General features: G+C 39.9%; 16 protein-coding genes and 1 pseudogene. All 17 read left to right on the top strand.

Features of this window, described 5'->3' with window-relative positions:
- The first annotated feature begins 149 nt into the window (after positions 1-149).
- The 17 genes and pseudogenes from EO119_RS04155 to EO119_RS04070 all read left to right on the top strand — a co-directional run bounded on the left by EO119_RS04155 (position 150) and on the right by EO119_RS04070 (position 16186).
- Complete coding sequence (locus EO119_RS04155; RefSeq protein WP_082717795.1) at positions 150-1217, top strand: efflux RND transporter periplasmic adaptor subunit; 1068 nt, start codon at positions 150-152, stop codon at positions 1215-1217.
- A complete protein-coding gene (locus tag EO119_RS04150; RefSeq protein ID WP_062402368.1) occupies positions 1217-1954 on the top strand; it encodes an ABC transporter ATP-binding protein in 738 nt (245 codons plus the stop codon). Before EO119_RS04155 ends, EO119_RS04150 begins: the two co-directional genes overlap by 1 nt.
- On the top strand, positions 1947-3158 hold the full coding sequence (locus tag EO119_RS04145; protein ID WP_126940771.1) for an ABC transporter permease: 1212 nt from the start codon (positions 1947-1949) through the stop codon (positions 3156-3158). The genes EO119_RS04150 and EO119_RS04145 overlap by 8 nt, the downstream gene beginning before the upstream one ends.
- A 54-nt stretch (positions 3159-3212) precedes the next feature.
- Positions 3213-3497, top strand: coding sequence for an Asp-tRNA(Asn)/Glu-tRNA(Gln) amidotransferase subunit GatC (gene gatC, locus EO119_RS04140; protein WP_126938694.1), 285 nt, complete (start codon positions 3213-3215; stop codon positions 3495-3497).
- Between the two features lie 10 nt (positions 3498-3507).
- Positions 3508-4965 carry an Asp-tRNA(Asn)/Glu-tRNA(Gln) amidotransferase subunit GatA gene (gatA, locus tag EO119_RS04135; RefSeq protein ID WP_126940770.1) on the top strand — a complete coding sequence of 486 codons (1458 nt, stop codon included), beginning with the start codon at positions 3508-3510 and terminating at the stop codon, positions 4963-4965.
- The gene (gene gatB, locus EO119_RS04130) at positions 4962-6407 is read left to right on the top strand and encodes an Asp-tRNA(Asn)/Glu-tRNA(Gln) amidotransferase subunit GatB (protein ID WP_126940769.1); all 1446 of its coding nucleotides are present in this window, start codon (positions 4962-4964) and stop codon (positions 6405-6407) included. The genes gatA and gatB overlap by 4 nt, the downstream gene beginning before the upstream one ends.
- An 8-nt stretch (positions 6408-6415) precedes the next feature.
- Positions 6416-6751, top strand: coding sequence for a hypothetical protein (locus EO119_RS04125; RefSeq protein ID WP_126940768.1), 336 nt, complete (start codon positions 6416-6418; stop codon positions 6749-6751).
- Between the two features lie 25 nt (positions 6752-6776).
- Positions 6777-8384, top strand: a complete 1608-nt coding sequence (locus EO119_RS04120; protein ID WP_126940767.1) for a glycosyltransferase family 39 protein — start codon at positions 6777-6779, stop codon at positions 8382-8384.
- A gap of 498 nt (positions 8385-8882) precedes the next feature.
- Complete coding sequence (locus tag EO119_RS04110; RefSeq protein WP_000420682.1) at positions 8883-9197, top strand: YdcP family protein; 315 nt, start codon at positions 8883-8885, stop codon at positions 9195-9197.
- Between the two features lie 15 nt (positions 9198-9212).
- On the top strand, positions 9213-9599 hold the full coding sequence (locus tag EO119_RS04105) for a YdcP family protein (RefSeq protein WP_000985015.1): 387 nt from the start codon (positions 9213-9215) through the stop codon (positions 9597-9599).
- 28 nt (positions 9600-9627) lie between these two features.
- Positions 9628-11013, top strand: a complete 1386-nt coding sequence (locus EO119_RS04100) for an FtsK/SpoIIIE domain-containing protein (protein ID WP_000813488.1) — start codon at positions 9628-9630, stop codon at positions 11011-11013.
- Between the two features lie 2 nt (positions 11014-11015).
- Positions 11016-11168: a hypothetical protein gene (locus EO119_RS04095; protein WP_000879507.1), complete on the top strand. Its 153-nt coding sequence runs from the start codon at positions 11016-11018 to the stop codon at positions 11166-11168.
- Positions 11169-11190: 22 nt separating this feature from the next.
- Positions 11191-12396 (top strand): MobT family relaxase, encoded by a 1206-nt coding sequence (mobT, locus tag EO119_RS04090; RefSeq protein WP_000398284.1) that lies wholly within the window; start codon positions 11191-11193, stop codon positions 12394-12396.
- Positions 12397-12438: 42 nt separating this feature from the next.
- Complete coding sequence (locus tag EO119_RS04085; RefSeq protein ID WP_001009056.1) at positions 12439-12660, top strand: hypothetical protein; 222 nt, start codon at positions 12439-12441, stop codon at positions 12658-12660.
- A gap of 116 nt (positions 12661-12776) precedes the next feature.
- Positions 12777-13274 carry an antirestriction protein ArdA gene (locus tag EO119_RS04080; protein WP_000342539.1) on the top strand — a complete coding sequence of 166 codons (498 nt, stop codon included), beginning with the start codon at positions 12777-12779 and terminating at the stop codon, positions 13272-13274.
- Between the two features lie 88 nt (positions 13275-13362).
- A complete protein-coding gene (locus tag EO119_RS04075) occupies positions 13363-13755 on the top strand; it encodes a conjugal transfer protein (RefSeq protein ID WP_000723888.1) in 393 nt (130 codons plus the stop codon).
- Positions 13739-16186, top strand: a pseudogene (locus EO119_RS04070) (ATP-binding protein). Before EO119_RS04075 ends, EO119_RS04070 begins: the two are co-directional and overlap by 17 nt.
- Position 16187: the final 1 nt, after the last annotated feature.

The following is a 16187-nucleotide window of genomic DNA, read 5'->3' as shown; positions in this document are numbered from 1 at the left end:
CTACTTATAAAAGGAAGCTATCAGCAGGCGTAAACCAGTTTAAGGAGATGAAAGTCTATACTATATGTTGGAGTTGGGGCCTATTAGAGTAAGGAAACACCATTTTGGTGGCATTCTATATGTAATCGATGGACAAAAGGAGATATTTTATGTGGAAAAATAAAAAATTATGGATTGCCATTGTGGCTATCTTAGTGGTAGCTATTGGTGGATGGCAATGGTATAGTAGTAGCCAAACAAAAGAGGCACCTACCTATACAACGGGAAAAGTAGGAAAAGGTAGTATTTCATCTACTATTAATGCAACGGGAACGATTAATCCTGTTCGCTATGTAGATGTATCTACCAATATTCCTGGCAAATTAGAATCTGTTTTGGTGAAAGCCAATCAGCATGTAACAGCAGGTCAGGTCATCGCTACTATTGATTCTCGTCAATTACAGGCTTCTGTAGATAATGCAAGGGCCACACTCAACCAAACAGCCACAGATTTGGATCGATACCGTACGTTAGTGTCACAAGGTGCCATTTCACAGCAAACCTATGATAATGCCTTAGCAGCCTATGAAAAAGCAAAAGCTAGTTATGATCAAGTAGCAGCAAACTTAACAGATAGTACTATTACAGCTCCTATGGATGGGACCATTATTGGAGAACCTTTGAAAGCAGGTCAAACTATCGCCACTGGTATTTCTACACAAATGATCATTGCCACTATCGCTGATTTGTCTGATTTAGAAATTTATTTAACAGTTGACGAAACAGATATTGGAAATGTAAAAGAAGGTGCCAAAGTAGATTTCACGGTCGATGCACATCCTGGTAAGACTTTCACGGGTACTGTTAAAAGTATTTCTTTAGGTACAAAAGGTAGTATGGGAACGACCAGTTCATCCGTAGTGTATTATACAGTGCGCGTAGCAATTCCTGCTGGTGATGTAAGCCATTTCTTTCCTAGTATGACCGCACGTGCTACGATTCATGGAGAAGAACGACAAAATGTATTGGTAGTTCCATTGGCTGCTGTTCGTTCTGATAAAGTGGGAGAATTTGTGTATGTCATCAAAAATGGTAAACCTCTTAGAACCAGTGTAAAAACTGGTATGACTGGTGATTCTACAATTGAAATTATTTCTGGAGTAGAAGAAGGTGATGAAATCATTATCAGTGGTGATGTAAGCACGACAAAAAAACAACAACAGAGGGGGCCATTCTAATGGAAACTCCAAAAAAAGCAGTCATTACCTTGGAGGGGATTACGAAAACCTATGTGAATGGAAAGTTAACGGTACCAGTATTACATGGTATTGATTTGTCCATTTATGAAGGGGAGTTTACCTCTATCATGGGACCTTCAGGATCTGGGAAGTCTACGTTTATGAATATCTTAGGATGTCTTGACAGACCTACCAGTGGTTCCTATCGATTAGATGGAGAAGAAGTAGCCCATCTGGGGGACGATGAATTGGCCTATGTACGAAATAAACGAATTGGGTTCGTGTTCCAAAGTTTTAATTTATTGCCTAAATTAACGGCTCTAGATAATGTAGCATTACCGATGGTCTATGCAGGAGTGTCTAAAGCAGAACGTAAAGCTAGGGCTAGTCAGTTATTGATAGATTTGGGGCTCGGTACTCGGTTGGATCATATGCCAGCAGAATTATCAGGGGGACAACGACAACGTGTTGCTATTGCGAGGGCATTGGCAAATGACCCAGCGATTATTATGGCGGATGAACCTACAGGTAACCTTGATTCAAAAGCAAGTTTAGATGTGATGCATATCTTCACAGAATTATATCGAGAAGGGCGTACCATCATTTTAGTCACCCATGAGCCAGATATTGCTGAATATGCAGGTCGCAATGTGGTTTTAAAAGATGGTCTTATTGTAGAAGATAGAATAAATCCCCATATGAAAGGATTGCAGGTAGGAGGTGAAAGCCATGTATAAGGAAGGTTTCTTAATGGCTTGGTCATCTCTAATAGCCAATAAGATGCGATCATTATTGACGATGCTAGGTATCATCATTGGTGTAGCTGCGGTGATTGCACTTGTATCCATTGGATATGGGGTTCGTCAACAAATCACAGAATCTATTTCCAGTTTGGGTAGTAATCTATTAATGGTTTATCCAGGGGCTCCTAGAACACCAGGGGTACGCCCGGTATCTGGTGCTAATAAAACGTTAAAAATGGGCGACTATGAAGCTATTTCGAAGATGGATAGCGTGCAAGCAGCTTCACCAGTAGCAGCTAATTCGTATTTAACTGTGTACATGAGCAAGAATTGGACCACAACTGTGAATGGTGCTAACGCTGACTTTCAGTATGTAAACAATTGGACTATGAAATCAGGTCGTTTTATTACAGATAGTCAAATTGAACGCCGTGAACGGGTGGCAGTCATAGGTGCCACAGTGGCAAAAAACTTGTTTGGTAATGAAGATCCCATTGGTAAGGATATTCGGATTCATAAAAATTCTTTTAAAGTAGTAGGTGTCCTTGATGAAAAGGGTTCTGGTACTATGGGGAATGATCAAGATGATGTTATTGTAGTACCGTATACAACTATGATGGAACGTGTGATGGGTGTTGATTATTTGCGTATGATCTACATTCAAGCAAAAGAAGGCGAAGACTTAGAACGGGTGCAAGCAGATATAGAAAATATCTTGCGTGTCCGTCATGGCATTAAAAATCCTGATCTCGATGATTTTAATGTGAACAATATGGCGTCCATTATGAAGGCGGTAGAAGAAAATACAGCTACCATGACCTTATTCCTAGGTGCTGTGGCAGCGATTTCTTTATTAGTTGGTGGCATTGGCATTATGAATATCATGCTTGTGTCTGTTACGGAACGTACTCGAGAAATTGGTGTTCGTAAAGCCTTAGGTGCTACGTATCGTACGATTATTACACAGTTTTTAATTGAAGCCATCGTCATCTCTCTCGTAGGTGGTGCCATCGGTATTTTAGTGGGGATTGGTGCGTCACAGCTGATTGCTACAGTAGCTAAGTTAAAAACTGTAGTGACCACAGGACCTATTTTATTATCCTTTGGATTCTCTATGACGATAGGTCTTGTATTTGGTTTATATCCGGCTAGAAAAGCAGCTAAGTTAAATCCTATTGATGCCTTACATTATGAATAGGTACTTTCATCATGAAAGTATGTTATAATATATAAATTGAAAGGATGTGTGTCTATGAAAATTAGTCAAGAGGAAATTAAGAATATTGCCTTATTATCCCGATTAGAAATTAAAGATTTAGAGGCTGCTGAAAAAGCCCTCAGTAATATCCTTACCTATGTGGAGGAATTAGAAGAATTAGATTTAACAGATGTAGAGCCAATGGCTCATGCGGTGCCATTACAAAATGTGTATCGTCCAGATGAGATGAAACCATCATTGCCACGTGAAGCGGCATTACAAAATGCACCTGAAGAAGAGAATGGGTATTTCAGAGTACCTCGTGTTGTACAGAACTAGGAGAAGATACATGACTCTTTTTGAATTACATCAAAAATTAGTAAATAAAGAAATTTCTGCCCTAGAGCTTACAAAAGCTGTATTGGCACATAAAGATAATGTAGAGCCAACAGTACATGCGTACTTGTCTGACTCTCATGAAGCGGCGTTAGCACAAGCAGAGGCTGTAGATGCAAAAATCGCCAAGGGAGAAACTATTTCGCCATTAGCAGGGATTCCTGGGGCGATTAAAGATAATATTTGTACAAAAGGTGTGGCCACTACATGTGGATCCCATATGTTGGAAAACTTTGTGCCTCCGTACAATGCAACGGTTATCGAAAAATTACAAGCTCAAGATGCTGTTATTTTGGGTAAATTAAACATGGACGAGTTTGCTATGGGTAGTTCCACAGAGAATTCTGCTTTAGGCAAAACGACAAACCCATGGAATCCAGATTATGTTCCAGGCGGATCTTCCGGTGGTAGTGCAGCGGCGGTTGCCAGTGGTAGCGCAATCTGGGCATTAGGCTCCGATACAGGTGGATCCATTCGTCAACCAGCATCCTACTGTGGCGTGGTTGGTTTGAAACCAACCTATGGCAATGTATCTCGCTATGGATTAATTGCTTATGCATCTTCGTTGGACCAAATTGGCCCTGTGACAAGAGATGTACGTGATGCAGCCATCGTGTTGAATGCTATTACAGGCCATGATTTCCATGATTCTACATCCATCCCAGGAGATCGTGTCGATTATACAAAAGCTCTTGTGAAAGATGTAAAAGGCTTGCGCATCGGTGTGCCTAAAGAATATTTTGGTGAAGGTTTACATCCAGAAGTGCGTGCAGCTCTGGAAAAAGCTATTGAAACGTATCGCAATATGGGTGCCACTATTGTAGATATTTCCTTGCCAACTACAAAATATGCCTTGTCTGCGTACTATATCATCGCTTTAGCAGAAGCTAGTTCTAACCTAGCTCGTTATGATGGAGTTAGCTACGGCCTTCGCGTGCCAGCAGATAATTTAGTGGAAATGTCCACTAAAACTCGTACGGCAGGCTTTGGTGAAGAAGTACAACGCCGTATCTTGTTAGGTACCTATGTATTGAGTTCTGGTTATTATGATGCATACTATTTAAAAGCTCTAAAAGCTCGTCGTTTGATTAAAAATGAGTTTGATGCAGCATTCCAAGAATGTGATGTATTATTAACACCAACCGCTCCGAATACAGCTTTTAAATTTGGTGAAAAAATCAACGATCCATTGACTATGTATTTAGAGGATGTATGTACAGTGCCAGTTAACTTGGCAGGTATCCCAGGTATCAGTATTCCTGCTGGATTTGGTTCTAATGGTATGCCAATCGGTATGCAATTATTGGCGCCTGCTATGGGTGAAAGTACATTGTTGCAAGCAGCCTATAGTTTTGAACAAGAATGTCCTGAATTTACAAAATTGCCAACTATGGGAGAATTGAAACTATGAAATATGAAACAGTCGTAGGCCTTGAAGTTCATACTGAACTGAAAACAAATTCAAAAATTTTCTGCTCCTGTACAACGGCCTTCGGGGGCGACCATAATACACATGTATGTCCAACTTGCTTAGGTTTACCAGGAACAATGCCTGTATTTAACCAAAAAGTGTTGGAATATGCTATCAAAGTCGGTTTAGCATTAAACTGTGAAATCGTACTATTCAATAAATTTGACCGCAAAAACTATTATTACCCAGATTTGCCTAAAAACTGGCAAACTTCTCAATTTGACTTGCCTATTTGCGTAAACGGTCATCTTGATGTAGAGGTGAATGGTGAAACTCGTCGCATTCGTATCAACCGTATCCATATGGAAGAAGATGCTGGTAAATTAGTGCATAGTGGTGCTACTATTTCTAGCTCTGATAGCTCCAATGTAGACTACAATCGTACAGGTGTACCATTGTTAGAAATCGTATCAGAACCTGATCTTCGTTCTGGTGAAGAAGCGCGCCAATATGTGGATAAAATTCGTGCTATTGTACAATATTTAGGCGTATCTGACGGACGTATGGAAGAAGGTAGTTTGCGTTGTGATGCGAACATTTCTATTCGACCAGTAGGGGAAACTAAATTAGGCACAAAAACTGAAATCAAGAATATGAACTCTTTAACAGGTATCCAAAAAGGCATTGAATACGAAGCACTTCGTCAAGCAGAAGCATTGGAAGATGGAGAAACGATTGTTCAAGAAACTCGTACTTGGGACGATAGTAAAGGTATCACTCTTTCCATGCGTAAGAAAGAGAAGGAAAATGACTACCGTTTCTTCCCAGAACCAGATTTGGTACCTATTGTGGTAGACCCTAACTATGTAGAAGAAATTCGTCAATCCTTACCAGAATTGCCAGAAGCGAAACAACAACGCTTCATGGAATCCTATGGATTGTCTAGTGAAGATGCGCGTACATTGACGAGCCAACGCGGTACAGCGGACTATTTCGATGCGGTCGTAGAGGCTGGAGCAGATGCAAAAACGGCATCTAACTGGATCATCGGTGATTTGGCAAAACTTGTGAACGATGCTGGTATTTCTTATGCGGATAGCAAAGTACAACCAAAACAATTGGCTGATATGATTAGCCTAATTGAAAAAGGCACGATTTCTGGTAAAATTGCAAAACAAGTGATTGTCAAAATGTTTGAAACTGGTAAAAATCCAGACAAAATTGTAGAAGAAGAAGGCTTAGTTCAAATTACCGATACAGGAGCTATTGAAGAAATTGTAAAACAAGTCATTGCAGATAATCCAAAATCTGTGGAAGATTTCAAATCTGGTAAAGGTAAAGCTATCGGATTCTTGGTGGGCCAAGTGATGCGTGCCTCTAAAGGTAAAGCCAATCCTGGCGTAGTGAATGAATTGTTGGAAAAACATTTACAAGCTCTATAGGAGTGACTATGAGTCAAGAACAAAAGTATGATGAAGGAACGCGCGTTCTTTCAGAAGAAGAATTACGTGATTTTGACGGAACAACTATTGATGAAGAGGGGCGAGCATACGATGCTCCTCATCATCAATCTTCTCAACAGGAACAAGACCAATTTCAAACCATTCCTAATATGAAGATATTTTTGTGGAATGCTCTTAGTTGGAAGTGGAAACTAGGCATAGCAGTAGGCGTCGTGATGCTTATTATAGTGTTATTTGCACTAGCTAAATTTATCATTGCTGGTGCCTTTGTGATTATTTTAGCTTGGCTAGTAATGCGCTTGTTGGGAAAGTTATTTTTTTAAATGTAAATACAGAGGTTGTATTACTATGGAACAAACATTTTCATGGAAGCGGTTTGCATGGCTAGGGATAGGAACGTTTTTGTTCTATCTGTTTATGGCATGGGCGCTGCCTGTGACGGATACAGTGGAATCAAACTACGCTTTGTCTGCCGTGACCATGATGAAACATGGAGAGTTTTTGTCTCCTATGATTTATGACATGTATTGGTATGATAAACCAATTATGGCATATTGGGGGCTTATACTGTCCTACTCTTTGTTTGGTATCTCTGATTTAGCTGCTCGATTGCCATCCATTGTCGTTTCTACTTGTACAGTATTAGCGATGTATCGGATGGCTTTCAGTATATATCAAGTAGAACGGATTGCTATGTGGAGTGCCATTGCCCTAGGAACGGCGTTAGAATTTTGGTACATTGGTCATGCTGTCGTGACGGATGGATATTTATTTCTCTTTTCTATGGGTATTTTTTACTATTTATATCGTGGTATCACTGGTGAAAGTCATCGCCATATGGTCTATGCGTATATGTTTGCTGGGTTAGCGGTGCTTACCAAAGGCCCTGTAGGGATCGTGCTACCAGGGATTATTTTAATTCTATATGTGGCCTTGAATCGTCGTATGGATTGGTTCAAATATGTCTTTTCTTGGAAAGGTATTCTTGCTTTTATCCTAGTTGTAGCACCGTGGTATGGATATATGTACTATGTTCATGGTGATGCTTTTATCCAAGGATTTTTAGGGCTACATAATGTGACGAGAGCGACGGTACCAGAGCATCCCGAACATAATTGGTGGTATTTATATTTTGCCTTGTTGCCAGTATGCATGATGCCATGGACTAGCTTTGTAGTTCGTGGTATCAATGAACAGAAACACGCCTATATTTGGTATTGGTCGATTTTTTGGTTTGTAGGAACCGTTCTGTTCTACACGTGTATGGCCACTAAATATGTTACCTATACATTTATTATGCTGATTCCTTTGGCATTATGGGCAGGCATGGGCATTCATGCTGGTATAGAAGGATACAAAGAACGTAAGATGACATGGAGGGTGTTTACCCTATATGCACTGGGTGGATTTCCATTTTTACTAGGATTAGTCATAGTGGGATTGAGTGTGTCTTTGTCACATAGTGCGTATCTTTGGATTAGTTTGGCAGTGACTGTGTTGACGTTTATTTATGCCGCTAGTAAACGAACAGGGTCTGTCTTAGTGTACAGTATGGCAACGAGTGCGATCATTTTTTATTTAGCATTAGTTCCTAACTTAGTGCCAGTTATGGAAGACCAATCTGGAAAAGTATTAGCCAATGAAGTGATGACATTGGAAGGCACTACGCCATTAGAGGTGTATCAATATGGTAATTATCGTACGTCTTTATCCTATTATTTGGGACGAACTACTTCCTTTATACATTACAAAGAACATGAAAGTGTTTGGGAAAATGTGAAAAATATCATGCCTATGGTGAAACCTACTGATTTGGCAAAAGATACAGAGAAACTATCACGTGCTTTGATTTATGTGCCAAATAAATACGCAACGTATTTTAAAGAAACAAATTTATATGACCAGGTTCAACCTGTAGAAAGAAATTCTCTAGGAGTCTTTTACAAAGCGAAATAATGGTAATTATAGTATTGGGGATGCTCCTAGGGAGTATCCCCAATAAGTTTCTGTTACTATAGGACAGGCGGCATGAGACCTACATTCAAGGAATATTGTATGACTCGATAATAAATGAAGGAGGACAGAGAAAGCGATTCTAAAAGGCTTATGTTTAAGTATAAAAATAGCATAAAAATCTAGTTATCCGCATAAAAACTGGACTTATCACACTTTATCAAGGTCAAAACCACTCAATTTACTACTAATTTACTACTTATGAATGAGCTTTGATACGACGATTTATCCTTGAAAAGTGAAGATATAAAGATACTTCCAATAAAATTTGAATATTTAATAGGTAGACACTTCAAAAAATGAGGTGTCTATTTTTTTACCCGATTTTGAAAGGAAGTGAACTTATGAAAACAAAAAATCAAGAATCAAAAGGTCGTTCCCCACTCTTTAAGACCATCAAACATTCATTCAGCCAATAAAAAAGAAAGGATAGGTAAAAATATGGAACTTAAATTTGTGATTCCCAACATGGAAAAAACATTCGGCAATTTAGAATTTGCTGGCGAGGATAAAGTCGTTCAGCGAAGAATCAACGGACGGCTAACTGTCTTATCAAGAAGCTATAATCTCTATTCTGATGTTCAAAGAGCAGATGATATTGTGGTGGTGCTTCCTGCTGAAGCTGGCGAAAAACATTTCGGCTTTGAGGAACGTGTGAAGTTAGTCAATCCACGTATTACCGCAGAGGGCTACAAAATCGGCACTCGTGGTTTTACAAATTACCTTTTACATGCTGACGACATGATAAAAGAATAAAGAAAGAGAGGAAAAATGATGAGATTAGCAAATGGCATTGTATTAGATAAAGACACGACTTTTGGAGAATTGAAATTCTCTGCTCTACGTCGTGAAGTGAGAATCCAAAATGAAGACGGGTCGGTTTCAGATGAAATCAAGGAACGTACCTATGACTTAAAATCCAAAGGACAAGGACGCATGATTCAAGTAAGTATTCCTGCCAGCGTGCCTTTGAAAGAGTTTGATTATAACGCACGGGTGGAACTTATCAATCCCATTGCGGACACCGTTGCTACTGCCACCTATCAAGGAGCAGATGTTGACTGGTATATCAAGGCAGACGATATTGTGCTGACAAAGGATTCTAGTTCATTCAAAGCTCAACCACAAGCAAAGAAAGAACCGACACAAGACAAATAGTCGCTAGGTAGAAAGGAGACTTTTTCGCATGAAACAGCGTGGTAAAAGGATTCGCCCATCTGGTAAAGATTTAGTCTTTCATTTTACGATAGCGTCACTCCTGCCTGTTTTCCTGCTGGTTGTCGGACTGTTTCATGTGAAGACAATCCAGCAGATCAACTGGCAGGATTTTAACCTATCACAAGCAGATAAGATTGACATTCCCTATTTAATTATCAGTTTCAGTGTCGCAATTCTTATCTGCTTGCTGGTAGCGTTTGTATTCAAACGGGTTCGCTATGATACGGTTAAACAACTTTACCACCGTCAAAAACTGGCAAAGATGATACTTGAAAACAAGTGGTATGAATCTGAACAGGTCAAAACAGAGGGTTTCTTTAAAGATAGTGCTGGTCGTACAAAGGAAAAGATAACCTACTTCCCTAAAATGTATTATCGACTTAAAAATGGCTTGATACAGATACGGGTGGAAATCACGCTGGGAAAATATCAAGACCAACTCTTACACTTGGAAAAGAAATTAGAGAGTGGCTTGTACTGTGAGCTGACGGATAAAGAGTTAAAGGATTCCTATGTGGAATATACTTTGCTCTATGACACCATAGCCAGTCGTATTTCTATTGATGAAGTAGAAGCTAAAGATGGTAAACTTCGCTTAATGAAAAACGTATGGTGGGAATATGATAAGCTCCCTCATATGTTGATTGCTGGTGGTACAGGTGGCGGTAAAACTTACTTTATACTGACACTGATTGAAGCCTTGCTTCATACAGATTCAAAACTGTATATTCTTGACCCGAAAAATGCTGACCTTGCGGACTTAGGTTCTGTGATGGCAAATGTCTACTATAGAAAAGAAGACTTGCTTTCTTGCATTGAAACATTCTATGAAGAAATGATGAAACGTAGTGAGGAAATGAAGCAGATGAAGAACTATAAGACTGGCAAAAATTATGCTTACTTAGGTCTCCCGGCACACTTCTTAATCTTTGATGAATACGTCGCTTTCATGGAAATGCTGGGAACAAAAGAAAACACCGCAGTTATGAATAAGCTGAAACAGATTGTCATGTTAGGTCGTCAAGCTGGCTTCTTTCTAATACTGGCTTGTCAACGTCCAGACGCAAAATATTTAGGCGACGGAATCCGTGATCAGTTTAATTTCAGAGTGGCTTTAGGTCGTATGTCTGAAATGGGCTATGGCATGATGTTTGGCAGTGACGTACAAAAGGATTTCTTCTTAAAGCGAATCAAAGGTCGTGGCTATGTTGATGTAGGAACAAGTGTCATATCAGAGTTTTATACTCCCCTTGTACCAAAAGGATATGATTTCTTGGAGGAAATTAAAAAGTTATCCAACAGCAGACAGTCCACGCAGGCGACGTGCGAAGCGGAAGTCGCAGGTGTGGACTGATCTTGCTGGCTGGTGTGGCAATAGCCACGCCAGCACTTAACCCCCCGTATCTAACAGGGGGGTACAAATCGACAGGAAACAGTCAAAAAAACATTAGAAAATCCTTTGGTTACAAGGGATTTACAAAATTTCAGCGTATGTCAAATGGGCTTTAAAAGTTGACATACGCCTTTTTGATTGGAGGGATTTTTACTGAATGAACAAACTTGGTTACAGCATTTAAAAGAAAAACGCTTGGCTTATGGACTATCTCAAAACCGTTTAGCTGTTGCGACTGGTATTACAAGGCAGTATCTAAGCGATATTGAAACAGGAAAAGTCAAGCCATCAGAGGATTTACAGCAGTCCCTTTGGGAAGCTCTGGAACGCTTCAATCCCGACGCTCCCCTTGAAATGCTGTTTGATTATGTAAGGATTCGCTTTCCGACAACAGACGTACAGCAGGTGGTCGAAAACATCTTACAACTGAAACTGTCCTATTTTCTTCATGAGGACTATGGTTTCTATTCTTATTCAGAGCATTATGCTTTAGGCGACATATTCGTCCTTTGCTCCCATGAACTGGACAAAGGAGTTCTGGTGGAATTGAAAGGTCGTGGGTGCAGACAATTTGAAAGCTATCTTCTGGCACAACAAAGAAGCTGGTATGAGTTCTTTATGGACGTTTTGGTGGCTGGCGGTGTGATGAAACGCCTTGACCTTGCCATTAACGATAAGACAGGGATTTTGAATATCCCTGTACTCACTGAAAAGTGCCAACAGGAAGAATGTATCTCCGTCTTCCGCAGTTTTAAAAGCTATCGCAGTGGCGAACTGGTACGCAAAGAGGAAAAGGAATGTATGGGAAACACCCTCTATATCGGTTCATTACAAAGTGAAGTTTATTTCTGTATCTATGAAAAGGACTACGAGCAGTACAAGAAAAATGATATTCCCATTGAAGACGCAGAAGTAAAAAACCGTTTTGAGATTCGATTGAAAAATGAGCGTGCCTATTATGCAGTCCGTGATTTACTCGTCTATGACAATCCAGAGCATACCGCCTTTAAAATTATCAATCGGTATATCCGTTTTGTAGATAAAGACGATTCCAAACCTCGTTCTGATTGGAAACTGAATGAAGAATGGGCTTGGTTTATTGGGAACAATCGTGAACGATTAAAACTAACCACAAAACCAGAGCCTTACTCCTTCCAAAGGACGCTGAACTGGCTATCTCATCAAGTTGCCCCGACCTTAAAGGTTGCGATTAAACTTGATGAAATCAACCAGACGCAGGTTGTAAAAGACATTCTCGACCATGCGAAACTGACAGACCGACACAAGCAGATTTTGAAGCAACAGTCAGTAAAAGAACAGGACGTGATAACAACAAAAAAATAACTCAAATACAAATTCATTGAATATAGAGAGGAGAACATTTTTATGAATTTTGGACAAAACCTTTATAACTGGTTTCTATCAAACGCTCAATCACTGGTGCTTTTAGCAATCGTTGTGATTGGCTTGTATCTTGGCTTCAAGCGTGAGTTTAGCAAACTGATTGGCTTTTTAATTATTGCGATTATTGCGGTTGGCTTAGTCTTCAACGCTGCTGGAGTAAAAGACATTTTACTAGAGCTATTCAATCGCATTATTGGTGCTTAAATAAAACCGTTCTTTTGTGGAATATAAGTGGTTTTCTTATGTTCCGCAAAGGAATGGTACACCAAACGAAGTGCGGTAGGGATTTTTGAATCTCTACAAAGAAAGGACGTGAATATATGGACGATATGCAAGTCTATATTGCGAATTTAGGCAAATACAATGAGGGCGAATTGGTCGGTGCGTGGTTTACCTTTCCCATTGACTTTGAGGAAGTCAAAGAGAAAATCGGCTTGAATGATGAATATGAGGAATACGCCATTCATGACTACGAGTTACCCTTTACGGTTGACGAATACACTTCCATTGGCGAACTCAATCGACTATGGGAAATGGTATCGGAATTACCCGAAGAATTACAATCGGAGCTATCTGCTCTGCTCACTCATTTTTCAAGCATTGAAGAACTAAGCGAACATCAAGAGGATATTATCATTCATTCCGATTGTGATGATATGTATGACGTGGCACGCTACTACATTGAAGAAACGGGTGCTTTAGGCGAAGTACCAGCTAGTCTTCAAAACTATATTGATTATCAAGCCTATGGTCGGGATTTAGACCTTTCAGGAACGTTTATCTCAACCAATCATGGGATTTTTGAAATCGTCTATTAAATCTGTCGGTACATTACTACTGGCAGATTTTCTATTTTACGGGGTGGCTCAATCAGCTACCCCTATTTTTTATGAAAGGATTGATTACATGAAGAAAATACGAAGCTATACCAGTATCTGGTCTGTGGAAAAGGTACTGTATTCTATCAATGATTTTAGACTTCCGTTTCCCATAACCTTTACGCAAATGACATGGTTTGTCGTGTCACTCTTTGCAGTGATGATACTTGGCAACTTGCCCCCTCTTTCCATGATAGAGGGAGCATTTCTCAAATACTTTGGGATTCCTGTGGCTTTCACATGGTTTATGTCTACAAAAACTTTTGATGGTAAAAAGCCTTATGGATTTTTGAAGTCTGTCATTGCTTATGCACTGCGACCAAAGCTGACCTATGCAGGAAAAAAAGTAACGCTTGGCAGAAACCAGCCACAAGAAGCCATTACAGCAGTTAGGAGTGAATTTTATGGCATATCCAATTAAATACATTGAAAACAATCTCGTCTGGAATAAAGACGGGGAATGTTATGCTTACTATGAGCTTGTTCCTTACAATTACTCATTTCTAAGTCCAGAACAGAAAATACAAGTGCATGATTCTTTCAGATAGCTTATCGCACAAAATCGTGATGGCAAAATTCATGCTTTACAAATCAGTACAGAATCCAGAATACGTTCTGCACAAGAGCGTTCCAAAAATGAAGTCACTGGCAAGCTCAAAGCGGTTGCCTATGACAAAATCGACCAACAGACAGACGCTTTAATATCCATGATTGGCGAAAATCAAGTGAACTACCGTTTCTTTATCGGCTTTAAGTTGCTTCTCAACGATCAGGAGTTTTCTATGAAAAGTCTTACCGTTGAAGCAAAAAATGCTTTGTCTGATTTTGTCTATGATGTGAACCATAAGCTGATGGGCGATTTTGTTAGTATGAGTAATGATGAAATCCTGCGTTTTCAGAAGATGGAAAAGCTCTTAGAAAATAAAATCTCTCGTCGTTTCAAAATCCGCAGGTTAGATAAGGACGACTTCGGCTATCTGATTGAACACCTTTACGGACAGACAGGCACTGCCTATGAAGAGTATGAGTACCATCTATCAAAGAAAAAGCTGGATAATGAAACGCTGATTAAATACTATGACTTGATTAAGCCTACTCGCTGTTTGGTGGAAGAAAAACAGCGATATTTGAAAATCCAGCAGGAAGATGAAACCGTCTATGTAGCTTACTTTACCATTAACAGCATTGTCGGAGAACTGGACTTCCCGTCCTCTGAAATCTTCTACTACCAGCAACAGCAATTTACATTCCCGATTGATACGTCAATGAATGTGGAAATTGTAGCGAATCGTAAAGCCCTATCTACTGTCCGCAATAAAAAGAAAGAACTGAAAGACTTGGATAACCACGCTTGGCAAAGTGATAATGAAACCAGCTCCAATGTGGCGGAAGCTCTGGAAAGTGTGAATGAGCTGGAAACCAATTTAGACCAAAGCAAGGAATCTATGTACAAGCTGTCTTATGTGGTAAGGGTATCAGCAAATGATCTTGACGAACTCAAACGTCGTTGTAATGAAGTGAAAGATTTTTATGACGATTTAAGCGTAAAACTGGTACGACCATTTGGGGATATGCTCGGCTTACATGAAGAATTTTTACCTGCCAGCAAGCGTTATATGAATGATTATATTCAATACGTGACCTCTGATTTCCTCGCTGGTTTAGGTTTTGGTGCTACTCAAATGCTGGGGGAAAATGAGGGGATTTATGTTGGCTACAGCTTAGATACTGGACGCAATGTCTATCTGAAACCTGCTCTTGCCAGTCAAGGGGTTAAGGGTTCAGTAACCAATGCGTTAGCGTCGGCTTTTGTTGGTTCGCTGGGTGGTGGTAAATCCTTTGCGAATAACCTTATCGTCTATTATGCGGTGCTTTATGGGGCACAAGCAGTGATTGTAGACCCAAAAGCAGAACGTGGCAGATGGAAAGAAACCTTGCCAGAGATTTCCCATGAAATCAATATCGTCACTCTGACTTCTGATGAGAAAAACAAAGGCTTACTTGACCCTTATGTGATTATGAAAAATCCCAAAGATTCTGAATCACTGGCTATTGATATTCTGACATTCCTTACGGGGATTTCCTCTCGTGATGGGGAACGCTTCCCAATCCTTAGAAAAGCCATTCGTGCAGTAACCAATAGTGAAGTACGAGGGTTGATGAAAGTGATTGAGGAATTACGGGTTGAGAATACGCCACTAAGTACCAGTATAGCCGACCATATCGAAAGTTTTACAGACTATGACTTTGCACATTTATTATTCAGTAATGGTTATGTGGAGCAGTCTATCAGCTTAGAAAAACAACTGAACATTATACAGGTTGCGGACTTGGTACTTCCCGACAAGGAAACTTCCTTTGAGGAATATACCACTATGGAGCTTTTATCCGTTGCTATGCTGATTGTCATTAGTACCTTTGCTTTAGACTTTATCCATACAGACCGAAGCATTTTCAAGATTGTAGATTTAGACGAAGCATGGAGCTTTTTACAGGTAGCACAAGGAAAAACACTATCTATGAAGCTGGTTCGGGCTGGTCGTGCTATGAACGCTGGGGTATATTTCGTGACCCAAAATACAGACGACCTCTTAGATGAAAAACTGAAAAATAACCTCGGCTTAAAATTTGCATTTCGTTCCACTGACCTTAACGAGATTAAAAAGACCTTAGCCTTTTTTGGTGTAGACCCAGAGGACGAAAACAATCAGAAGCGATTGCGTGATTTGGAAAACGGGCAATGCCTTATCAGTGATTTATATGGTCGTGTCGGTGTGATACAGTTCCACCCTGTATTTGAAGAACTGCTCCATGCCTTTGATACCAGACCACCTGTGCGAAAAGAGGTGTAAA

The sequence above is a fragment of the Veillonella sp. CNR 79/14 genome (genome assembly GCF_003992185.1).
Taxonomy (GTDB): domain Bacteria; phylum Bacillota; class Negativicutes; order Veillonellales; family Veillonellaceae; genus F0422.
This window is presented reverse-complemented; position numbering and strand designations above follow the sequence as displayed.